The organism is Kitasatospora sp. NPDC088548 (assembly GCF_044753005.1).
In the GTDB taxonomy this organism is placed as follows: domain Bacteria; phylum Actinomycetota; class Actinomycetes; order Streptomycetales; family Streptomycetaceae; genus Kitasatospora.
Genome location: NZ_JBIVMI010000003.1, coordinates 307216 through 328654 on the forward strand (window position 1 = coordinate 307216; position 21439 = coordinate 328654).

The window sequence follows — 21439 nt, forward strand, 5'->3', positions numbered from 1 at the left end:
GACCCGTGGACGCTCGGAAGTCTGATCAAGACCTGTGGACGGCAGTCGTGGCAGCCGAAAGGCGGGCCGCCGATGTCCGGGCCGACTTCTACCGGAACGCCGAGTCGCGTCGTGACGTCCTGGCAGCTGCCTTGCAGGGGTCCAACTGGGAGCGAGGCGCAGCCCTCTCGTTCCTCGAGGTGTTGCCGGAAGATGTTCCCGTGTTGCTTGATCAGCTGATCGACAACGCGGTTTCACCTGGATGGGCACTTGCCGCGAGGCGGGTGATCGCGAGTGGGCAGACGGACGTCGTTATATCGGCTGTCCGGCAAATCGTCGACGCGCGTCTGCGGACGGCGGACGCAGACGACTATCGAAGGCTGGCCGAGCTGTTCCGGCATCTGAATGACCGGCCGGCACTTCACCGGCTGGTCGGGCAGGCCGAAATGAGCGATGACCAGGACATTCGGGAGGTGGGCGAAGACTTCTTGCTCTGGCTTTCGGAATCTCTGTGAGTCGGAGCGCCGCCTGCTGAACCGGCATCCCAGGTGACGCCGTCGGACGCTGCCGACGGGGTGGCGCCCCTCCGAAACCCTTCGGAGGGGCGCCCAGGCCGTTGTGGCGGCAAAGCCTCCGGAAGGCCGCTCGACGTGGTGCCGACGTGGCCGGTCGCCGAGGAGCCCCACCGGAGCGGTATCCGGTGGGGCCGGCTGCGTTACGGCGCCGCGTCCGACGGGGCCGCCGAGACGCCGTCGAGGAGGAGGGCGAGGCCGGTGCGGAAGGCCGCGCGGTCGGCAACAGGCCATCCAGCGCGGCCAGTTCGGCCGGGCCGAGCACCGGGCGGGCCTGCGAGACCTGAAGCACCCAGGGGCGGCGTTCTGTCATGTTCGGCTTCAGGCGTGAGTGATGGGGAAGAGGGGATGGCGGCGGCGTCGGGCGGATCGGTGGTGGCTGTGTGTCGCCAGTGCCCAGAGCATCGGCTACACGTATGGCGTCCTGGGCTCGTGGCCAAGGACGTTGCCGGGCAACGCATCACCTACAGCTACGATCGGATGGGCCGCCTCGCCAGTGCGGTCGCCCCGGGTGTTGAGCTGGCCCACCGCTACGACCAGTTGGGGCGTCTGGCCTCGGAGAATGTCAACGGCCGCATCCTGGCGATCGAATGCGACGCAGCAAGTCGCCGCATCCGACGCGTCACCCCACGGGCTTCAGCCGTGCTCCACTGCGGCTTCTCGGAAAGCGGCCTTTTTCTGGGCCACTGCAACAAGCACGTTCTTTGACTCCGAGGGGCAGAGATGCCATGGTTCCACAGCTCTTCGCGGTGAGTCGGTGCACCGCTGAGCCGCGGTGAGGGAGCTCACTGCGGCTCACGGTCCTCTCGCGCGCCTCTCACGGAACCGGTGCCATGAGGTGGAATCAGGTGTCATGGCGGGTGGATGAGATGAACCCAGATCTGCGTGAATCAGACAGAATGGTGATGTGTGCACCCATTTTCGACTGCTGAGGGGCAAGTGGGTTCGGCGGTCGTTGAGGTCCGCGATCTCGGGGCGTCGACCTCATTCTGGTGTTCCAGCGTGACGTCAGTAACATGAGTCATCCTCGCATTAGTTAGGAGGCTGTCATGCCGGATCGTCTCGACCTGCCGGCGGGGTTCCGCTGGGGTGCCGCCACCGCCGCCTACCAGATCGAAGGGGCGGTGGACGAGGACGGCCGCGGCCCGTCCGTCTGGGATGTCTTCGCCGCCCGCCCCGGGGCCGTACGGGACGGGCACACAGGGGCGGTGGCCTGCGACCACTACCACCGGTACCCCGAGGACATCGCCCTGATGAAGGGCCTCGGGCTGGACGGCTACCGCTTCTCCGTCTCCTGGCCCCGCGTCCTGCCCACCGGCGCGGGCGCCGTCAACCCGGCCGGCCTCGCCTTCTACGACCGGCTCGTGGACGCGCTGCTGGAGGCCGGCATCACCCCGCTGCCCACCCTCTTCCACTGGGACCTCCCGCAGGGCCTGGAGGACCGGGGCGGCTGGCTGAACCGCGACACCGCGTACCGCTTCGCCGAGTACGCCACCGTCGTCGCCGACCGCCTCGGCGACCGCGTCCCCGCCTGGATCACCCTCAACGAGCCCTTCGTCCACACCGTGTACGGCTACGCCCTCGGCACCCACGCCCCCGGCCGCACCCTGATGTTCGAGGCCCTCCCGGCCGCCCACCACCAGCTCCTCGGCCACGGCCTGGCCGCGTCCTTGCTCCACGACCGAGGTCTGGAGGCGATGCTCTCCAACAACCTCACCCCGGTCGAGCCGGCCTCCTCGGACTCCGCCGACCTGGCCGCCGCGGCGGCCTACGACGCCCTCCACAACCGCCTGTTCACCGACCCCGTCCTCCTCGGCCGCTACCCCGACCTCTCCGCCCTCGGCGTCCCCGACGACATCTTCGGCGCCGTCCGCCCCGGCGACCTCGACCTCATCCACACCCCCGGCCTCGACGGCCTCGGCCTCAACTTCTACAACCCCACCCGCGTCGCCGCCCCCACCGAACCCGGCCTGCCCTTCGACCTGGTCGACATCCCCGACGTCCCCCACACCGCCTTCGGATGGCCCGTCGTCCCCGAGGCTCTCACTCAACTCCTGCTCAACCTCCGCGAGTTGTACGGCAAGGCCCTCCCGCCCGTCACCATCACCGAGAACGGCTGCTCCGTCGCCGAGGAGACCGTCCCCGACCAGCCCCGCATCGACTTCATGGCCGCCCACCTCGACGCCCTCGCCCGCGCCGCCGCCGAGGGCATCGACATCCGCGGCTATTACACCTGGTCCCTCCTCGACAACTTCGAATGGGCGGAGGGACTGTTCAGTCAGCGCTTCGGTCTGGTCCACGTCGACTTCGCGACGCAGGTGCGCACGCCGAAGGCCTCGTACGCCTGGTACCGCGACCTGATCGCCGCGCACCGGAAGCGGTTCGCGGGGCAGGGGGTCGGGTGACCTTATCAACTCATTTGGGAATTAGTCGACTTGATTCATGGTGTGGCCGAGAGTCAAGGCGGGCGCACTGCCGGAGCTGAAGTCGTGGAAGAAGAACCAGGGCGCCAACGCGGTGCACGAGCATCAAGGTTGATCCTCCGTTGAGCGCGCCCCAGCCCCGGCCGCCCGCGCCTCCCGCGGACGGCCGGGCCGGCGGAGGCGTTGCTCCGCGGCGGACAGCGGGGCGGGTGCCCGGCGGATCGTGCTCGTCGTGACGCTTCGGAGGGCCTTGACCACCGATCCGTAAGGCCGTCGTAGGCTGGGCCCACCGAACGACGACTCGATCGAGGATGGCCCCGATGGCGCGAACCCCCTTGTCCTGGTTGGCAGGACGCTACACGCTCGGACCGCGGAGCGTCCGGGCGGCGGCCGTGACCTCGGTGGTGGCGGCGATCGGGATCATCATGACCGGCGGCGTCGTCCGGGTCACCGGCTCCGGCCTCGGCTGCCCCGACTGGCCGATGTGCACCGACAGCACGCTCGCGCCGACCTCCGAGATGGGGCTGCACGGCGCGATCGAGTTCTCCAACCGGATGCTCACCGGCGTGCTCTGCGTGGTGGTCGGCTGGGTGATCATCGCCGCCCGGCTGCAGCGCACCCCCGTGCCGCGGGTGCTCCGGGCCGGCTGGGCGCAGTTCTGGATCGTGGTGCTGAACGCGGTGGTCGGCGGCGTCACCGTCTGGCTGAAGCTCAGCCCGTACATCGTCGCGGCGCACTTCCTGGCCGCGATGCTGCTGCTCACCGCGGCCGCGGTCACCTGGGACGCGACGCTGGACGACGCGCGCGGCGGGCCCGCCGGGGCCGCGCCGTCCGAGCGCGCCCGGGGCCTGGCGACGGCCCTGGTGGCGGTCACCGCCGTGATGGTGGTGGTCGGTACGGTCACCAGCGGCACCGGCCCGCACGCCGGCGACTCCTCCGACGTGCCCCGGATCGGCCTGGACTGGACGACGGTCACCGTGGTCCACGGCCTGCTCGCGGCGGTGGTGCTGGTGCTGGCGGCGGTGCTGTTCGCGGCGCTGCCCCGGGACACGTCCGGCGCCGCCGCGCGCCGCCGGACGGCGGTCTTCCTGCTGGTGGTGCTGGCCCAGGGCCTGATCGGCGTGGTGCAGTCGCTGACCGGCCTGCCCGAGGCGGCGGTGATCCTGCACCTGCTCGGTGCCGCCCTGGTCTGGGTGGGTGCGCTCCGGGTTCTGCTCGCGGCCCGCCCGGCCCGGCTGCTCGCAGCGCCCGGGCCGGAGCCGGTGCTCCCGGCGCCGGCCGTTCGGGCTCCGGAGCACTCGGCCTGAGGGCCATCGCTCGCACTGCTCCCGCCCGGACCCCCGCGGCGCCGGGTGCCGCGGGGGTTCAGCGTTCCGCGCGGGCCGCGGCGTCGACCCGGTCGGCGGCCAGATAGAGCGTCAGCTCGCCGTCGGCCCGGTCCAGTTTGGCCGCCGCCCAGTGGAACGGGTTGGCTGCGGCGCCCTCGGGCGCGGCGGCCGCACAGCGCGCGACCAGCGCCTCGACCCGCCCCCGCACCGCCGGTGCGAGCAGCCCGCCGAGCCGGGCCAGCGTCGGCGCCGCGTGCGGGGTGTAGTGGTTGAACGGCAGGTACAGGGTGGCGTCCTCGGGACGCCCGGGATGCCGCGCGGTCAGGCTCCAGCAGAGCGTCGGCCGCACCCCCGGCGCCGCCAGCGCCTGCGGCCCGGCGGCCGGGAGGGCGTCCAGCAACGCGGCGGTGCTCTGCCGGGCGGTCGCGGAGAGCCGGGCCATCCGCTCCTCCAGCTCACCGGCCGACCGCTCGGTGACGGTGGTGTAGAACTTCGCGCGCGCCGCCGGCGAATCCACCAGGTCCAGCGAGAACACCGCCGGCATCGGCACCTCGATGCTCGCCGGGTCGTGCGCGCGCAGCCACCGCCAGGCCTCGCCGTGGCCCAGCCGCTCCAGCGCGGAGCCGACCAGTTCCCGGTTGCGGGCCAGGCCCCGGGCGAGGGTGTCCAGGTAGACCTTGACCCCCGAGAGCCCGTCGGGCCGGACCGTGGCGGCCAGGCAGAGCCCGAACGAGGCCTTCCGGCTGACCGGGCGGAAGAGGTCGCGCAGCACCGCCGCCCGGCCCGTCGTGGCCACGTTCTGCCGCTCCAGCTCGGCGAGGATCCGCCAGCCCTGCTCCCAGCTGCCGAGCGCCGTGGTGTTCCCGGCCGGGGGCAGCGGGCGCAGGAAGATCCGCAGCTCGGGCTCGCCGTCGCCGAGCACCAGCGAGTACTCGAACGGTGCCACCCGCGCGGCCGGATCGGCGGGGTCGGAGCCGCGCGAGTCCCGGTGCCCCCAGCCGTCGAACAGCAGCGGCACGGCGGCGTCCACGGCCGTCCCGAAGCCCGGGCCCAGGGCCAGCGCCTCGCCCAGCCAGCGGAGCCCGCGGGCGGCGCGCTCCGCGAAGCCGTCCGTCGCGGCCCGCCGCTCCGGTCCGGTGGCCGGGAGAGCGGCCGGGGGAGTGGGGCGGGTGCCGGGGTCGCCGAGGTCGGTGGTCATCTCAGCGGCCCGCGCGGAGCTCGGCCGGCACGTACGGGGCGGTGTCGATACCCGGGTACAGCTCCGCCACCCGCTCCAGCGACTGCTCCGTCCAGTAGCCGTCCCCGGGCGGGGGGAAGCCGAGCAGGTGCCGTTGGCGCGGCGAGAGCTCGACCATGAACTCCCGGAAGGTGTCCCAGCCCGGCGAGGCTGGCCGCATCGACCACAGGTGCTTGTCGGTCCAACGGGCCACCGCCGCGTGGATGTTGAAGAAGAGCGCGAGCCGCCGGCCGTGCGTGCCCTGGTAGCCGGCGCCGCGGTGGACGATGTCACCGACGAAGAGCAGCACCGAGCCGCGCTTCGCCTCGATCGGGCGCTGCCGCTCGTACAGCTCGGGGTAGGTCTCCTTCTCGTAGGAGGCCTTGCCGGTCGCGGTGAGCAGCGGCACACCGAGCTGCTCGGCCCGCGCGACCACGTAGGTCGGCCCGGTGTCCACCGTGACGTCGGTCAGGTAGACGATGCCGAACAGCCGCTGGTAGACGCCGTCGGCGCGCGGCGGCAGCAGGCTGCTGGCGGCCCAGGCGTCGTTGTGCAGCGTCTGGTCGATCGAAGGCCCGTACGCCGTGCCGTACTTGGCCTGGATGAACGAGCTGGTGAGCCGCAGGTCGGGGTCGCCCAGCAGGTGTTCGGCGACTTCGATCACGCGCGGGTCGAGGGAGAGCCGGTTGAGCGCGTTGGCGGAGAACGGGAACGGCACCGCGTGCTTGAGCGCGGCGACCTCCTCGGCGGTGGTCCGGCCGTCCTCCGGGTCCGGGAAGTAGGTCTCCATCGCCGCGACCGCGTCGGTCAGGGCCTGCCCGGTCACGAAGTCCGGTACCAGCGCGTAGCCGTTGGCGGCGATCTCCTTGGCGATCGCCGCGGTGTCCAGGGTGCCCATCGTCATGCCTCTCCGTCCGCCGTGGCCGCCCGCCCGGCCCGGTCAGGCGGGCGGGAGACCTGGATGTTCTTGTGGAACCCGTCCAACCGCAGCGGCTCGCCCACCGGATCCCCGTCGACCTCGATCCAGGCGTGCGCCGCGAACGGCGCGAGGTTCACCCCGGAGACCCAGTCCGCCCAGCCGCCGCGTGCCCGCACCAGCAGGGCGGCGGCCACCGACCGCTCCAGGCAGTACTGGCCGGCACAGCGGCCGCTGACCGAGACCACGTCCTCGCGGGCCCGCAGCGCCTGGGCGTAGGAGGCCGGCCGGGCGTTGGCGCTCAGCCGGCGCAGCAGCCGCTCCAGCCGGTCCGGGCTGGAGGTGGTGACCAGCAGCCGGCTCGCGGCGACCGCCAGCAGCGGCACGATCCGGCGGTGCGGCGGCAGCCAGGCGCGTGGCTCCGGGGTCATGTGCAGGGTCATCGGTCCACCACGATCCGGGCCGCGCGCAGCTGTTCGACCAGCCGGAGGACGTCTTCGGGAATTCTCTCCCGGGCCGCCGGAAACCTTTTCCGGAGGGTTTCCGTGATTTCTTCCGGGGATTGTCCGGCGGATAACAGCTCGAAAACGTCGGCGCCGAGCCGATTGAGCCGGAAATACTTCCCGGATTTCTTGTCGAGGAGCACCGCCGCCTCGCTCTCCCGGACCAGGGTGACGTGTGGCACCACGCGCGGCGTCACGGCGCCACCGGATAGCTGTTCACCAGAATTCCTCCCGGTTCCCTCGGTGTCGGGGTCGTCCGCCCGGCCACCGTGCGCAGCCAGGCCTCGGCGCCGAGCGTCAGCTCCAGCGCCGCCGTCTCGTGCTGGGGGCGCATGGTGTCCCGGATGCTCGCCCGCAGCGCGTCCGGGTCCACCAGGCCGTGCTCGGCCAGCAGCGGCTCCTCGACCATGGCGAGCAGCGCCCGCCGGTTGCGCTGCAGGCCGCGGTAGACCGACATGCTGAACTCGCCCTTGGTCGAGCGGGAGAGCGCCCCGCTCCCGGTCGGCCCCATGGCGGCCTTGAGCAGCGGCTTGTAGCCCCGGCCCGGGAGCGACTCGCCGCGCGGGACGGCCAGCGCGGCCTCCAGCACGTGGTCGTCCATGTAGGGCAACGACAGCAGCACCCCGGAGCGCTCCATCAGGTCCCGCAGCGGCCCGAGCCGCTGGCCGCCGATCCGCTGCCCGGCCACCGCGGTGTGGGAGGCCCGGTCCCCGGCCTGCGGGCGGATCTCGCCGGACCGTTCGCGGGCGATCTCCCGGATCGCCTCGGCGGCGTGCGCGGTGGCCCAGGGCGGCAGGTGCAGGGCCGGCCCCCAGCCGACGGTCGGCCCGTCCGTGGCCGGGCGCGGCAGGTGCAGGGTGCTCAGCTCCTGGGTGAACCACGCGGCGTACGTCCGCCGGTCGGCCAGCGACCTGACCACCTGCGGCAGCGTCCACCGGCGGAGCCGGGCGAGCGGGCGGATCCCGCGCACCGCCGCCACCGGCGCGGTCCGGTAGAGGTCGCTGAAGTAGGAGGGGGCGACGGTGAACAGCTCGTCGCCGCCGAAGCCGCCGATGTGCACCGTCGCACCGGTGGCGGCGAACAGCCGGGACATGGCGGTCTTACGGGTGCGGTTGCGGATCAGCGTGTACGGCTCGCCCAGGCCGTAGGGCACCTCGGTGACCAGGCCGGTGTCGCCGTCCCAGATGCCGTCGTACGGGCCCGGTACGTCCTCCGGCCCCAGCACGGTCAGCTCCCGGCCGATCTCGCGCGCCGCGAGGGCGGCCCAGCGGGCGTCGTCGTGGTTGGGGTCGACGGTCTGCTCGACGAACGACCGGAACGACGCGTCCTGGCCGGCCAGCAGGTAGCAGAGCGAGGTGGAGTCCATGCCGCCGGAGAGATCCGCGGAGAGGCCGGCCGCGGTGCGCACCCGGACCGCCACCGCCTCCTCCAGCGCGGCGCGCAGCAGTGGTGCCCCTTCGGCGAGCGGGAGCCCGTCGGTCGGGGGCCGCCACCAGGGCCGGGTGTCGGCGCGGTCGCCGGTCAGGCGCAGCCGGTGGTCGGCGGGCAGCCGGTGCACACCGGTCCAGTGGGTGCCGTCGGTCAGGCCGTAGTCGAAGCCGGGGTGGACCAGCCCCCAGGCGACCATCTCCGGCCGCGGGGCGCCCCCGCTCCAGTCGATCAGCGGCTCCACCGAGTCGGCCGCCGCGTAGCCGCCCTCGGGGTGGCGGGCGTAGCAGACCTGCCGCAGCCCGGAGGCGCTGCCCTGGACCCAGAGCGCATCGCCGTCGGCGCAGATCAGGTGGAAGCTGCCCGGGACGCGGTGCGCCGCGGCCAGCAGGCCGGGCACGTCGTCGTGCCGGTCGAGCAGCCGTGCCAGGCGCCCGGCGTCGGCGTCGAACTCGCCGAACAGCGCGAGGCGCCTGGCACCCGTGCCGGCGACCACCAGCCGGGCGTGTGAGGCATCCGCGACGATCCACGGACGCCCCGACGGGTGGTGCACCACCCGCACGCCGTCGGCCGGCACCGGGATCCTGGGCGCCGGGCCTTCGGCTTTCCCCGGGAAAGCCACGAACCAGGACGTGCTGCCCACAACCCCTCCGTTCACCAGCGTGCTGTCGGGGCGGGATCAGATGATCGCCACGCCCTCACCGTCGTTGCTCGCCCAGCCGTACCAGGTGGTCACCTCGTTGAATTCACCGACCGGCAGCAGCGCGGGAGCCTCGTACTCCGTCTCCTCGATCTCCTTCATTGATATTCACCTCCTCCGGAAAACTTGCCTCGATGCTAATCACGGTTCAGTTGCGTCGGCAAGAGTGCGAACAGTTCCCATCCGTCCTTCTGTTTGTGGACGCGGCACTTCCGGACGGCTGGGCGATGGTAAAGCAGCGGACATGGCCGGGCGGTACATGCGCGAATTCCGACCGGAATCGGGCGGGAACGTTCGCAGGGCATGCATGGGGTGTGCACATCCGGGGCGTGGCCTGTCACTTCCGCCAGGCTCCGGGCCGGGCCGGCGACCCGGCGCCCGGATGGAATCATGGGGATGCCCGGAGAGGGCGCCGCACGGTCGAGTCGGGACAGGAGCCGTCAGTGGGAGAGAGGCAACGGACCGTCCGGAAGCCCAAGGTCGTCCTCGCGGACGGCGAACGGCTCCACGCGGTCGCTCGCGCGGTCATCGGCGATCACCGGAGTGCTGTCGAGCAGGTGTGCCAGGCCGCCGCCGGCCTGAGGGGCCGGCTGGTCCGGGACGAGCTGGACGCCATCCCCCTGGCCCGGCTGAAGGATGTGACCGAGGGGCGGCTGCGCGTCGCCGCGTTGGAGGCCGCCGGGCTCAGGACCGTGCGGCAGGTTGTGGACGCCACGCCCTACACGCTTCAACTGCTCCCCGGAGTCGGGGCCCAGACTGCCGCCCAGGCCATTGCCGCCGCGGGGCAGATCGCCCGGGCCGCCGAGCGGACCGTGGCCATCCGGCTGGACATCGACCACCAGGATCCGGCCGGCACCGCACTGGTCATCGCGCTCCAACGGCTGGTCGCCGCCGGGCCCGATGCGAGACGGGCCAGGGACACCGCGGAGCGTGTCGTCGGTGAGGTCGCCGCCCTGATGTCCGCCGCCCAGCCGGCCCGGGGCGTTGTCAGAGGCCTGTTCGCCGGGCGGCAGCGCAGACAGCAGGCGCTCGCCGCGGTCGATCAACTCGACGCCCTCGTCGCGGAGATGGAGGGCGAAGGGACGGCCGTGCTCTTCGCCCAGGCGTCCGTGGACCTTCTCCGCCCCCTGGTCACGGACATCGAGGCATGGGCGGACTTCGAAGTCCGCTCGGCCGAGTTCTACAGTGTCCTCGCCGAGACCGCCGGATTCGGCCCCGACGGGGTCACCGCCTCCGAGGGCTTCCTTCCGGAGAATCTGTCGGACCGGGTCCGGGCCGAGCCACTGAACGACACGCGGTGCAAGGTCTCGCTCCGCGGCTACCAGGAGTTCGGTGCCCGCTTCGCCCTCGCGCAGAAGCGGGTGATCATCGGTGATGAGATGGGCCTCGGGAAGACCGTTCAGGCGATTGCCGTGCTCGCGCATCTTCGAGCGCACGGGAGCACACACTTCCTCGTCGTCTGCCCGGCCAGCGTCCTCGTCAACTGGGTCAGGGAGATCGAGTCACGCAGCACGCTGAGGGCGTTCCGGTTCCATGGCCAGGAGAGGGAGGCGGCGCGCGCCGAATGGCTCGGAAACGGCGGCGTCGCCGTCCTGACGTTCGATGGACTCCGCCGGCTGGAGGTTCCGGAGGAGGTCCCGGTCGGCATGGTCGTGGTGGACGAGGCCCACTACGTCAAGAACCACGGCGCCAAGCGTTCTCAGGCGGTGGCCGAGTGGACCGGCCGCGTCGACCGCGTCCTGTTCCTCACCGGCACCCCGATGGAGAACCGGGTGGAGGAGTTCCGGAACCTCGTCCACTATCTGCAGCCTGATCTGCTGCCCCGGATCCACAGCGGTTCGGCCGCCGCAGGGCCGACGTCGTTTCGCAAGGCAGTCGCCCCGGCCTACCTCCGCCGTAATCAGCAGGACGTTCTCACCGAGCTTCCCGACGTCGTTCATGTCGACGAATGGGAGGAGTTGACGGCATCCGATCTCGCCGCCTACCGGCTGGCCGTCGCCGAGGGGAACTTCATGGCCATGCGCCGTGCCGCGTACGCGGACCCGGAGAGGTCCGCGAAGCTGCAGCGGCTGATGGAAGTTGTCGAGGAGGCCGCGGACAACGGATGGAAGGTCGTTGTCTTCTCGTTCTTCCGAGATGTTCTGACGGTTGTCCAGGAGGCCCTGGGACAGCGTGCGTTCGGCCCGGTCGACGGCGGCCTGGACGCGGTTCGACGGCAGGACGTGGTGGACGAGTTCGCCGCTGTGCAGGGTCATGCGGTGCTGCTGAGCCAGATCCAGGCCGGAGGTGTGGGACTGAACATCCAAGCGGCCTCGGTTGTCATTCTCTGCGAACCGCAGGTGAAGCCCACCATGGAGAGCCAGGCGATAGCCAGGGCTCACCGCATGGGCCAGGTGCGGCGAGTGCGGGTGCACCGGCTGTTGGCCACGGACAGCGTCGACCAGCGGATGGTGGAGATTCTTCGCGCGAAGAGCCGGTTGTTCGACGAATACGCGCGCCGGAGTGACGTGGCCGAATCGACTCCTGAAGCGGTCGACATCTCGGAGCAGTCGCTGGCGGCGCTGATCGTGGAGGAGGAACAGCTGCGCCTCGCCCGGCCGGCCGGGAGCGCGGAGGTTTCCTGCCCTGGCGACGGCCCGCCCGTCAGATCGTGAGGAGCACGTTGACCAGGACGCCGACGGCGACCACCGCGAGGACGACCCAGGGCCACATCGGACGTTCCTTCGGGGGCTTCCAGCCGGCTGAATCTGACATGACTGCTCCTGACTCGAACTGGTACGGGGAGGGACCGCGGCCGACGTCCTTCCCGGCTCCCGTGGGATCCGGCGGCTGCGTGTGTCCGTTGTCCTGGCGCTGGTTCCGCCTTCGACGACTTCATTCTGGAGCCGGGCGCGGGGGATTTCACGGGGGCCTGCTTCCGGTCGGAGGTGCAGTTCTCTGCACCTCCGACCGGCAGGCACCCGGCGCCGCGCCCCGGTCCGCCCGGCGGCGGCTCAGGCCCGGCGCCGGCTCAGGCCCGGAGGTAGGTCAGCACGGCGAGCACCCGGCGGTGGCCGCTCTCCGGCGTCGGCATGTTCAGCTTGGCGAAGATGTTCCCGATGTGCTTGTTCACCGAACTCTCCGTGATGAACAGCAGCTCCGCGATGGTGCCGTTGTTGCGGCCCTCCGCCATCAGCGCCAGGACCTCGCGCTCGCGTTGGGTCAGCGCGGACAGCGGATCGGCCCCGACCCGCCGGACCATCAGCTGCGAGATGACCTCGGGGTCCATCGCCGTGCCGCCGTCGGCGACCCGTTGCAGCGCCTGGAGGAACTCCTCGGCGCGCCCCACCCGGTCCTTCAGCAGGTAGCCGACGCCGGCGGCGTTCTGGGCGAGCAGCTCCGTCGCGTACGCCCGCTCGACGTACTGCGAGAGCACCAGGACGGGGAGCGTGGGCAGTTGCCGGCGGGCCTCGACCACGGCCCGCAGCCCCTCGTCCCGGAAGGTGGGCGGCAGCCGGACGTCCACCACGGCGACGTCCGGGCGGTGTTCGAGCAGCGCGGGCAGCAGGTCGTCACCGTTCTCGACGGTGGCGCACACCTCGTGTCCCTCGCTGCCCAGCAGCAGGACCAGCCCCTCACGGAGCAGGGCGTTGTCTTCGGCGATCAGGATCCGCATGGAATTTCCACCTTCACTACGGTCGGGCCCCCGGGCGGGCTGAACAGCTCGGTGGTCCCGTCGAAGGCGGCGACCCGCCGCCTGAGTCCGGGAAGCCCGCTCCCCGCGCCCTCCGTGGCGCCGCCCCTGCCGTCGTCCTCCACCCTGATCGCGATCGCGTCGGCGGTGACCCGGAGCCGCACCAGCGCGCTCCGCGCGCCGCTGTGCTTGGCGACGTTGGTGAGCGCCTCGGAGATCACGAAGTAGGCGGCGGCCTCGGCGGCGGCCGGAGCACGCGGCGGCGGGCCGGCCGTCTCGTCGATGTCGATCCTGGCGGGGACCGCGCAGTGGGCGGTGAGCGCCCGCACCGCGTCGTTCAGCCCGCGGTCGGCGAGCACGGGCGGATAGATCCCGCGGACCAGGTGGCGCAGGGACTCCAGGGCCTGCTCGGCGATCAGCTGGGTCGCGTCCACCATCTCCGGGACCTGCTCGGGGCGTTGGCCGAGCGCCCGCTTGATCATGCCCAGGCGCAGTGAGACGGCCACGATGGCGGCCTGGGCCCCGTCGTGCAGGTCCCGCTCGATCCGGCGCAGTTCGGCGTCGTGCGCGTCCAGCGCCTCCGTCCGGGTCACCGCCAGTTCGCGGACGCGCTGCGCGAGCGCGACCCGCGGGCGGGCGGTCAGCAGCCACCGGGACGCCCGGGCGTGCGCGCCGGCCAGCAGCCGCACCGCGGCCATCGCCACCACGGCGTAGCCGACGCCGACGAACGCCGCGGCGACGGCCTTCGGCCACGAGTCGACGTTCAGCAGGATGATCGCGTCGCGCTCGCTCGGCGCGAGCTTCCACCAGACCGGCGCGGTGAGCCAGTTGACCGCATGGCCGCACACGGTCAGGGCGACGGCGCACAGGGCCGTCCCGGCGACGCTGTGGGTGATCAGCCAGAGCAGGTCCTTGCGGACCGCCGGATCGCGCAGGGACGGCCTCCGGGGCGCGGCCGCACCGGGCTCCAGGTCGCGGTAGGGGGTGCGCACCCCGGCTCCCAGCAGACGCCCGACCCGGCCGCGGTGGAACTCCGCGAACCGGCGCACCACCCGCAGCGCTCCGGGCAGCAGCGGGAAGCCCGTCCCCACCAGGCAGAGTGCGAGGACCGCGACCATCAGGTAGGCCACCGCCACCCCGGCCAGCCCGGTGCCGAGGCAGATCAGGAGATAGCCCGCGGTGGGCGGGAAACGGATCACCGTCCGGCGGATCCACTGCTCGGGCCGTAACCGTCGTAGCGCGGCAACCCAGGGCGCTCGCACGGCTTTTCAGACCCTCCGAGTCGACATTTCGATCACCCTACCACCGTGCGTGGTCCAACCGCGGGTGGCAGTTTTCTGCACCATCGGGTCTCCAGTGCACGCCCTGGTCCCCGTTCCATCGTGAACCTACCGTCGTGAACGTCGGGTTGTGCGTACGAGCGATGGAGGGCCGGAAGTGGGCGGAAGGGAACGCGGAATGCGGACGGAGGGGCTCCCGGACGCGCCCGCACGGGAGGACGCGGCGCAGCCCCGGCCGGACGGCGTCGCCGCTCCGGACCCGCGCTGGGTGGTGCGCCTCGACGGGGTCCGCAAGACGTACGGCAGGGGCGCCGGGGCCGTGCACGCGCTGCGTGACCTGTCCCTCGCCTTCGCCCGGGGCTCGTTCACCGCGGTGATGGGCCCGTCCGGGTCGGGCAAGAGCACCTTCCTGCACTGTGCCGCCGGGCTGGACCGCCCGGACGCCGGCTCGGTGGTGCTGGGCGGAACCGACCTGTCGACCCTGGGCGAGGTGGAGCTGACCATGATGCGCCGGGAGCGGGTCGGTTTCGTCTTCCAGGCGTACAACCTGATGTCGGCGCTGACCGTGGCCGACAACATCACCCTGCCGCTGATGCTCGCCGGGCGTCGGCCGGACCACCAGTGGATGCACCAGCTGGTGACGCGGGTGGGGCTCGCGGACCGGATGAACCACCGGCCCGCCGAGCTCTCCGGCGGCCAGCAGCAGCGGGTGGCCATCGCCCGTGCGCTGGCGGCGCGGCCGGAGGTGGTGTTCGCGGACGAGCCGACCGGGGCGCTGGACACACGCACCGCGCAGCAGGTGCTGCGGCTCCTGCGCGAGGTCGTCGACGACCTCGGGCAGACGGTGGTCATGGTGACCCACGACCCGGTCGCCGCCTCCTACGCGCACCGGGTGGTGTTCCTCAGGGACGGGAGTCACGCGGAGGAGATGACGCGGCCCACTCCTGAGCGGGTCGCCGAGCGGATGACCGGACTGGGGGAGTGGTGAGGCGTGTTCAGGCTCGTCGTACAGACCGTCAAGGAGCGTAGGGCCGGATTCGTCGGGGCCTTCGTCGCGCTGTTCGGCGCGTCGGTGCTCATCACGGCCTTCGGCGTCATTCTGCAGTCCGGCATCGGGTCGGGGGTGCCGGTCCAGCGGTACGCGGGCGCACCGGTGGTGGTCGGCGGTGAGAGGTCCTTCACGGTGCACGAGGGGAAGAAGAGCAAGACCAAGGCGCTCACCGACGCGGTGGGCGTCCCCGCCGACCTGGTCGGCACGGTGGCGCGCACCGAGGGCGTCGGCCGGGCCGTCGGCGTTCTCGACTTCCCCGCGCAACTCGTCGACGGGAAAGGGGAGCTGGTCAGAGGGGCCGGTGACCGGCGCTCGATCGGGACGAACTGGGGCGGGGTCGGGCTCGGCCCGTTCGAGCGCAGCGGTCAGGAGCCCCGGCGGGCCGGCGAGGTGGTGCTGGAGAAGTCCGTCGCCGACCGGGCGGGGGTGAAGGCGGGCGACAGCGTCCGGATCGCCTCCACCCGCGCCGCGAGCCCGTACAAGGTCGTCGGCATCGTGACCTACACGGGCGGTGGCGGGGCGCTGCGCACCCCGCCGGTCTTCTTCACCGACGACGAGGCCCGCCTGTTGTTCGGCCGCACCGACCAGGTCAGCGCGATCGGGGTGCTGGCGGCGAAGGGCACGGACACCGGCAGGCTCGCCGACCGGGTCGGGGCGGCGCTCAAGGGCACGCGGACCGACGTCCGCACCGGCGACGGGCGCAGCAGCGTGGAGAACCCGGACGTGGCCACGGCCCGGGGCAGTCTGAGGGAGCTGGCGGGCGCGCTCGGCGGCATCGTCATCCTCATCACCATGGTGGTGGTGGGCAGCACCCTGGCGCTGGGTGTCCACCAACGGCGGCGCGAGCTGGCGCTGTTGCGCGTGGTCGGCGCCACACCCAAGCAGATCCACAAGATGATCTCGGGCGAGACACTGGTCGTCTCACTGGTGGCGTCGGTGCTGGGCTGCATCCCCGGTGCGGCGGCCGCGGAGGTGCTGCGCGGCGCGCTCTCCGTCATCGGTGTGGTGCCCGAGGACTTCGAGTTCTCCTACGGCCCGCTGCCGATGGTCGCGGCGGTCGTCATCGGGGTGATCGCCGCGCAGGTGGCGGCGTTCGCGGTGGCCCGCCGGGTGGTGTCGGTCCGGCCGGTGGAGGCGTTGAGCGCGGCCCGGACCGAGCAGCCCGGCCTCGGCCGGGCCCGGGTCCTCTTCGGGGTGCTGCTGTTCGTCCTCGGCCTCGGTGCGGCGCTGCTGCCGCTGTTCTTCGGCAGTGTCTTCGCGGCGGCCGGCGCGGCCAGCGGCGGGCTGGTCATGGTGATCGCGATCCTCATGCTGGCCCCGCCGGTGGTCGCCCGGGCGACCCGGCTGCTGGCCGCGCCGTTCCAGTGGTGGTTCGGCCGGCTGGGGCGCCTGGCCGTCGCCAACACCCGGGCGAACGCCCGCCGGCTGGCCGCCGGCATCGGCCCGCTGATCCTGGCGATCGGCTTCGCCTCGGTGCAGCTGTTCATTCCCACCACCACGGCGGGCGCGGCCGAGGAGCAGGCCCGGGCGGGCGTGGTGGCCGACTACACCGTGACCAGCGAGGCCGACGGCCTGCCGGTGGACGCCCCGCGGTTCATCGAGGGCCTGGACGGAGTGGAGTCCGCCACCGGCACCGTGCGGATCGACCTGTTCGCCTCCATCCGGATGCTCGACTCCCCGGAGATCTTCAAATACCAGGCCCAGGGGCTGACCCCGGGCCGACTGGACCGGCTCGTCGACCTGGACGTGACCGAGGGCGGCCTGGACGGGCTGTCCGCGGACACGGTGGCGCTCAGCAGCGCGGCAGCCGGGACCCTCGGCGCGGGCGTCGGGGACACGGTGCGGCTCCACCTTCCCGACGGGCAGACGATGGAACCGCGGGTGGTCGCCGTCTACCGCCGTGGACTGGGCTTCGGCGACGTCACGCTGTCCTACCAGACCGTCCTGCAGCACAGTTCGCGCCGGATGTACGACTCCGTCCTGGTCCGGGCCGAGGAGGGCGCCGACCGGCAGCGGGTGATCGACGAGCTCACCGGGCTCAACGACCGCTACCCCGGTGTGCTGGTCCGGGACAAGGGCGGCCTCTCCGCGGCCCAGCAGCGGACGGCCACGGTCGGCCTGGTCGGCAACGCCCTGCCGCTGGTGCTGGTCTTCGGCTACATCGCGGTGGCCGTCGCCAACACCCTGGTGATGACCACCCTGTCCAGGACACGGGAGTTCGCGCTGCTGCGCCTGGTGGGCGCGACCCCGGACCAGGTGATGCGGATGATGCGGACGGAGACTCTCATGGTGATCCTCATCGCGGTCGTGGTCGGCAGCGCGGTGCCGGTGCTGCCGCTGATGACGGTGAGCCTGGGCCTGACCGGCTCCCTGGTCCCGCACATCCCGCCGCTGCTCTATCTGGCGATCGTGGCGGCGACCTCGGCGCTGGCGGCGGCGGCCGTTCTGGTGCCGACCAGACTGGCCCTGCGCGCCCGCCCGGTGGAGGCCATCGGACTGCGCGAATAGCCGCGAACGGCTCCGCCCGTCACCCGGCGCCTCGCGGGGCCGGTCATCACCCGCACCTTCCGCACCCGTCCTCGGCGCCGCCGACACCGCACTGGCCCTACCGGCACCGGGGCGCCTGACAGCGCGCTGTGCGCGGGTTGTCAGTGGCGGGCCGGAGGCTGAGGTCGTCCAGTTCACCCGAAGCGCAGAGGAACGGATCAATGTCCCGCTATGTTTTTTCGTCGGATCGTGCGGTGTGGTCACGCCGTTCGCGCATGCTGTCCGCCGTGGTGACGGCGTCGGCCGTGGGGTTGGCGGTGTCCGCGATCGCGGTGCCCGCCTCGGCGGCACCGGCCACGCCGTCCGCGCCCGCGTCGGCCCGGGCCGACGCGCAGCGGGCCCACTTGAAGCAGCTGGCGCGGGAGTTGGTGGCCGCCGGGGCGCCGGGCGTGATCGTGCGGGTGGACGACGGCCGCGGCCGGCCCGTCGAGATCGTCGAGCAGGCTCCCTGGGCCGGGCGGGATCACCGGCTGGAGGTGGGGGACGAGTTCCGGATGGGGTCCAACACCAAGACCATGATGGCCACGCTCGTTCTGCAGCTGGTCGCCGAGGGCAAGGTCACCCTGGACGACCCGGTGGAGAAGTGGCTGCCGGGCAAGGTCCCGAACGGCGGGGCGATCACCTTGCGGATGCTGCTGAACCACACCAGCGGCCTGTTCGACTACACCGAGGACGGTGCCGTCCTGAACTCGATCCTCGGCAAGGACCCGCGGCGGTGGACCTCCCTGGACCTGCTCGCCGTGGGCGTGCGGCACGAGCCGCTGTTCGCCCCGGGCGCGAAGTGGTCGTACAGCAACACCAACTACGTCGCGGTCGGCGCGGTCCTGGAACAGGTCACCGGGGCGAGCCCGGCCGACCTGATCCGTGACCGGATCGCCCGGCCGCTGGGCCTGCGGCACACCTATCTCGCCACCGACTCCAGCTGGCACGGGCGGTACGTCCGTGGCTACGAACCGGACTCCGCCCACATGCCGCCGGATGTGCCCACCGAGTTCCGGGAGATCGCCGGGGTGCGCCACGACGGCCATGTGGACGTCTCCGGCAATGACCCGAGCTGGGGCGGGGCCGCCGGGGCGGTGGTGTCCACCGCGCGGGACTGGTCCACTTTCTACACCGCGCTGATGTCCGGCAAGCTGCTGCCCGCCGCTCAGCTGGAACAGATGCGGACCACCGTCCCGACGGACCCGGAGAATCCGGTGAACGGGCCCGGCTCCGGGCTGGGCATCGGGACGGGTACCACCCCGTGCGGCACCATCTGGGCCCACGAAGGGGGAATAACCGGGTACTCCAGCACCAACTTCACCGACCGCACCGGCAGTCGCACCGCCACCGTTCTCGTCCCGACGGAGGTCCTGTTCGAGTTCGGGGCCGCCCCGAAGCTCGTCGAGGCCGACAAGGCGCTCAAGGACGCGGTGGTCTGCACCATGTTCGGCAAACCGGCTCCGACCGGCCCGGTCACGGCCCGGACGGGCTGATTCGCGCAGTCCGGGTACGTCCCGGGTGTATCTCAGGTACGGCGATGATCGCGGACACCAGGTCTCCGGCCCCGGCCTGCGGCAGCATTCCGCAGCAGCGGCCCGGAGGCTGTCCCGGGTGGAGTCACTGACCATCCGTCAGGTGCCGGGGCCACGGCCTCAGGCGCCGGTCGGGAGGGCGGTGCGCGGATAGGAGGGGAGGGGGACACCGAGGGCGTCGGTGGTGCCCGGGGGCAGGGTGAACGCGGCGGTGGCGGCGGCGGGGAGGTCGTGTACGCCGAGGAGGCCGGACGCCAGCCGGGCGGTGGCGCGGTGCCAGTCGCCGAGCCGCTGGAGCAGGGCGTGGCCGCTGCCGACCACGGTGTAGCCGCAGACCCGGGCGCCGGCCGTCCGGCCGCGGGCCGCGAACCGGCGGGTGTCGGCCGGGGAGGTCACCTTGTCGCGGTCGCCGTGCAGCATCAGGACGTCCCGGCCGGCCAGTTGCTCGCACGGGTCCTCCGCCGGGCACCACGGTGCCAGCGCGACCACCCCGGTGACGTTCGGGTGGCCCGCCGCGCGCAGCGCCGCGCGGCCGCCCATCGAGTGGCCGACCAGCACCGTGGGCACCGGGCCCAGCTGCCCGGCGAGGTCGTCGAGCGCGGCCAGGGTGTCCCGGGCGGCGTCGGCGCGCTCGCCGTTCCACCCCCGGTGGCGGTAGCGGACCGTACCGATCGCCACGCCCGCCCCGGCGGTCTCCCGGCGCACCGCCCGGACGAAGCCGTGCATCCGCAGACCGGGCAGGTTGAGCGGGCCGGGCCTGGCCAGGCTGTGCTCCTCGCCGCCGTGCAGCACCAGCACCGCCGCCGCCGGCCGCTCCGGCCGCACCCGCCAGACCAGCGCCCGGTGTCCGGCCGCGGCGGCCGCACCACCTGCGCCGTCCGCGCCGCCCGTACGTTCCACCGCGTGCCCGCTCACCGTGTACCGTCCCGCCCCGCCGTCCGTCCCGTGGACCGCCACTGTACGCGCCGCCTGCCGGATGACGGGTTCACCCGGGGGGATCAGTGCCGGCCGCCGCCGCGCGCGGTGGTCCGGGCACCCTGCTATCCACGAAGGGTGGGGGGTGTACCCCGCGCCGTTCCGGGCGTCGGGTCGCCTAGTGGAGGACTCCCGTGGCTCAGCAGCTCGCACTCTCCGTCGACTTCGGGTCCGGCTTCACCGAAGCCTGGTCCAAGGTCGCCAAGTTCATTCCGCAGTTCCTCGCGTTCCTGGCGATCCTGGTCATCGGCTGGTTCGTCGCCAAGGTGATCGCCAAGGTCCTCGACCGGGTGCTGCGCCGGGTCGGTTCCGAGAGGGTGGCCGCGCGGGCCGGGATGACCCGGTACCTGAGCGGATCCAAGTACGACATGACCGGCATCATCTGCAAGATCGTCTACTACGCGATCCTGCTGATGGCCCTGCAACTGGCCTTCGGCGTCTTCGGCCCCAACCCGATCAGCGTGATGATCCACGGCATTGTCTCCTGGCTGCCCAGGGGCATCGTCGCCGTGGTGATCGTGGTGATCGCGATGGCCATCGCCAACGCCGTCCGCGACATCGTCGGCAACGCGCTCGCCGGCGCCTCGTACGGGCGCACGGTGGCCACCATCGCCTGGGCGTTCATCGTGGTGCTCGGCGTGATCGCCGCGCTGGGCCAGGCCGGCATCGCCACCGCCATCACCGGCCCGGTGCTGATCGCGGTGCTCGCCTCGATCGCCGGGATCCTGGTGGTCGGCGTCGGCGGCGGTCTGATCATCCCGATGCGCCAGCGCTGGGAGCGCTGGCTGGACCACGCCGAGCGGGAGAGCGCCAACCTGCGCGGCAGCGCCTACCAGGCCGGCCGTTCGGACGCGCTGACCAACCAGCCGGTCCGCCCGACCACCCCGACCACCCCGCCGGCCCCGGGCATCGACCCCGGCCGGCCGGGTGGGCAGCCGCGGTAGGACACCCGGCGGCTCCCGGAGTCAGGGCGTGAGCAGCCCCTGTTCGCGGACCAGCCAGCAGATCGCCGTCAGCCGGTGCACCGCGTAGTCGTACCCCACCGGCTCGCGCCAGCCGATCTCGGCGAGCGCGTCCAGGAAGCCCAGCGCGTAGTCCGACAGTTCCTCACGGTCCAGGGGCCGGGGCAGCAGCTCCGGCCCCTGCGCGTACAGCAGTTCGCGCAGCTCGGCGGCGTGCTGGTCGACCACGGCGACGAAGCCGGGCTCGAACGCGAACTCGGCCAGCCGCGGTGTGAAGGCGGCGACGATCCCGGGCAGCGGACAGCCGGCCGGCTGGTCGGGGGAGCCCCTGCGGGACTCGTCGGGAGTGGCGAACATCCGTCCACCGTAGGC

At 72.5% G+C, this 21439-nt stretch carries 19 protein-coding genes; 9 read left to right on the forward strand and 10 right to left on the reverse strand.

Annotation, left to right across the window (positions count from 1 at the left end):
* Nucleotides 1-5: 5 nt before the first annotated feature.
* From ACIP82_RS06735 to ACIP82_RS06750, 4 genes are all read left to right on the forward strand, one after another.
* A complete protein-coding gene (locus ACIP82_RS06735; RefSeq protein ID WP_400651596.1) occupies nucleotides 6-494 on the forward strand; it encodes a hypothetical protein in 489 nt (162 codons plus the stop codon).
* 489 nt (nucleotides 495-983) lie between these two features.
* The gene (locus ACIP82_RS06740; protein ID WP_400651598.1) at nucleotides 984-1259 is read left to right on the forward strand and encodes a hypothetical protein; all 276 of its coding nucleotides are present in this window, start codon (nucleotides 984-986) and stop codon (nucleotides 1257-1259) included.
* A gap of 341 nt (nucleotides 1260-1600) precedes the next feature.
* Nucleotides 1601-2956, forward strand: coding sequence for a GH1 family beta-glucosidase (locus ACIP82_RS06745; RefSeq protein ID WP_400651601.1), 1356 nt, complete (start codon nucleotides 1601-1603; stop codon nucleotides 2954-2956).
* 338 nt (nucleotides 2957-3294) lie between these two features.
* Nucleotides 3295-4281: a heme A synthase gene (locus ACIP82_RS06750; protein ID WP_400651604.1), complete on the forward strand. Its 987-nt coding sequence runs from the start codon at nucleotides 3295-3297 to the stop codon at nucleotides 4279-4281.
* A gap of 58 nt (nucleotides 4282-4339) precedes the next feature.
* Here the strand turns inward: ACIP82_RS06750 and ACIP82_RS06755 are convergent, their stop codons facing one another.
* Genes ACIP82_RS06755 through ACIP82_RS06780 form a run of 6 tightly spaced genes read right to left on the reverse strand, consistent with a single transcriptional unit; the run spans nucleotide 4340 to nucleotide 9167 of the window.
* A complete protein-coding gene (locus ACIP82_RS06755) occupies nucleotides 4340-5500 on the reverse strand; it encodes a tryptophan dimethylallyltransferase family protein (protein ID WP_400651606.1) in 1161 nt (386 codons plus the stop codon).
* Nucleotide 5501: 1 nt separating this feature from the next.
* Complete coding sequence (locus tag ACIP82_RS06760) at nucleotides 5502-6422, reverse strand: phytanoyl-CoA dioxygenase family protein (RefSeq protein WP_400651607.1); 921 nt, start codon at nucleotides 6420-6422, stop codon at nucleotides 5502-5504.
* A complete protein-coding gene (locus ACIP82_RS06765; protein WP_400651610.1) occupies nucleotides 6419-6877 on the reverse strand; it encodes a lasso peptide biosynthesis B2 protein in 459 nt (152 codons plus the stop codon). The genes ACIP82_RS06760 and ACIP82_RS06765 overlap by 4 nt, the downstream gene beginning before the upstream one ends.
* Nucleotides 6874-7134, reverse strand: a complete 261-nt coding sequence (locus ACIP82_RS06770) for a lasso peptide biosynthesis PqqD family chaperone (RefSeq protein ID WP_363606287.1) — start codon at nucleotides 7132-7134, stop codon at nucleotides 6874-6876. Before ACIP82_RS06770 ends, ACIP82_RS06765 begins: the two co-directional genes overlap by 4 nt.
* On the reverse strand, nucleotides 7131-9008 hold the full coding sequence (locus tag ACIP82_RS06775) for an asparagine synthase-related protein (RefSeq protein WP_400651614.1): 1878 nt from the start codon (nucleotides 9006-9008) through the stop codon (nucleotides 7131-7133). The genes ACIP82_RS06770 and ACIP82_RS06775 overlap by 4 nt, the downstream gene beginning before the upstream one ends.
* Nucleotides 9009-9044: 36 nt before the next feature.
* The gene (locus ACIP82_RS06780) at nucleotides 9045-9167 is read right to left on the reverse strand and encodes a lasso RiPP family leader peptide-containing protein (RefSeq protein WP_363606284.1); all 123 of its coding nucleotides are present in this window, start codon (nucleotides 9165-9167) and stop codon (nucleotides 9045-9047) included.
* Between the two features lie 32 nt (nucleotides 9168-9199).
* Between ACIP82_RS06780 and ACIP82_RS06785 the strand changes: the two genes are divergently transcribed.
* Nucleotides 9200-11719 carry a DEAD/DEAH box helicase gene (locus ACIP82_RS06785; protein ID WP_400651616.1) on the forward strand — a complete coding sequence of 840 codons (2520 nt, stop codon included), beginning with the start codon at nucleotides 9200-9202 and terminating at the stop codon, nucleotides 11717-11719.
* A 356-nt stretch (nucleotides 11720-12075) separates the two neighbouring features.
* Here the strand turns inward: ACIP82_RS06785 and ACIP82_RS06790 are convergent, their stop codons facing one another.
* Both ACIP82_RS06790 and ACIP82_RS06795 read right to left on the reverse strand, forming a co-directional pair.
* Entirely contained in the window at nucleotides 12076-12720 is a 645-nt protein-coding gene (locus ACIP82_RS06790; RefSeq protein ID WP_363606279.1) for a response regulator transcription factor, read from the reverse strand.
* Nucleotides 12708-13937: a sensor histidine kinase gene (locus tag ACIP82_RS06795; RefSeq protein ID WP_400651618.1), complete on the reverse strand. Its 1230-nt coding sequence runs from the start codon at nucleotides 13935-13937 to the stop codon at nucleotides 12708-12710. Before ACIP82_RS06795 ends, ACIP82_RS06790 begins: the two co-directional genes overlap by 13 nt.
* Before the next feature lie 259 nt (nucleotides 13938-14196).
* Here ACIP82_RS06795 and ACIP82_RS06800 point away from each other — a divergent pair, with 259 nt between their 5' ends.
* From ACIP82_RS06800 to ACIP82_RS06810, 3 genes are all read left to right on the forward strand, one after another.
* On the forward strand, nucleotides 14197-15006 hold the full coding sequence (locus ACIP82_RS06800) for an ABC transporter ATP-binding protein (RefSeq protein ID WP_363606276.1): 810 nt from the start codon (nucleotides 14197-14199) through the stop codon (nucleotides 15004-15006).
* A gap of 3 nt (nucleotides 15007-15009) precedes the next feature.
* The gene (locus ACIP82_RS06805; protein WP_363606275.1) at nucleotides 15010-17577 is read left to right on the forward strand and encodes an FtsX-like permease family protein; all 2568 of its coding nucleotides are present in this window, start codon (nucleotides 15010-15012) and stop codon (nucleotides 17575-17577) included.
* A gap of 254 nt (nucleotides 17578-17831) precedes the next feature.
* Nucleotides 17832-19091, forward strand: coding sequence for a serine hydrolase domain-containing protein (locus ACIP82_RS06810; RefSeq protein WP_400651622.1), 1260 nt, complete (start codon nucleotides 17832-17834; stop codon nucleotides 19089-19091).
* 159 nt (nucleotides 19092-19250) lie between these two features.
* Here the strand turns inward: ACIP82_RS06810 and ACIP82_RS06815 are convergent, their stop codons facing one another.
* The gene (locus tag ACIP82_RS06815) at nucleotides 19251-20045 is read right to left on the reverse strand and encodes an alpha/beta hydrolase (protein ID WP_400651625.1); all 795 of its coding nucleotides are present in this window, start codon (nucleotides 20043-20045) and stop codon (nucleotides 19251-19253) included.
* A gap of 194 nt (nucleotides 20046-20239) precedes the next feature.
* Here ACIP82_RS06815 and ACIP82_RS06820 point away from each other — a divergent pair, with 194 nt between their 5' ends.
* Complete coding sequence (locus tag ACIP82_RS06820; RefSeq protein ID WP_363606273.1) at nucleotides 20240-21049, forward strand: mechanosensitive ion channel family protein; 810 nt, start codon at nucleotides 20240-20242, stop codon at nucleotides 21047-21049.
* A gap of 21 nt (nucleotides 21050-21070) precedes the next feature.
* Here the strand turns inward: ACIP82_RS06820 and ACIP82_RS06825 are convergent, their stop codons facing one another.
* Complete coding sequence (locus ACIP82_RS06825; protein WP_363606272.1) at nucleotides 21071-21424, reverse strand: DUF6401 family natural product biosynthesis protein; 354 nt, start codon at nucleotides 21422-21424, stop codon at nucleotides 21071-21073.
* Nucleotides 21425-21439: the final 15 nt, after the last annotated feature.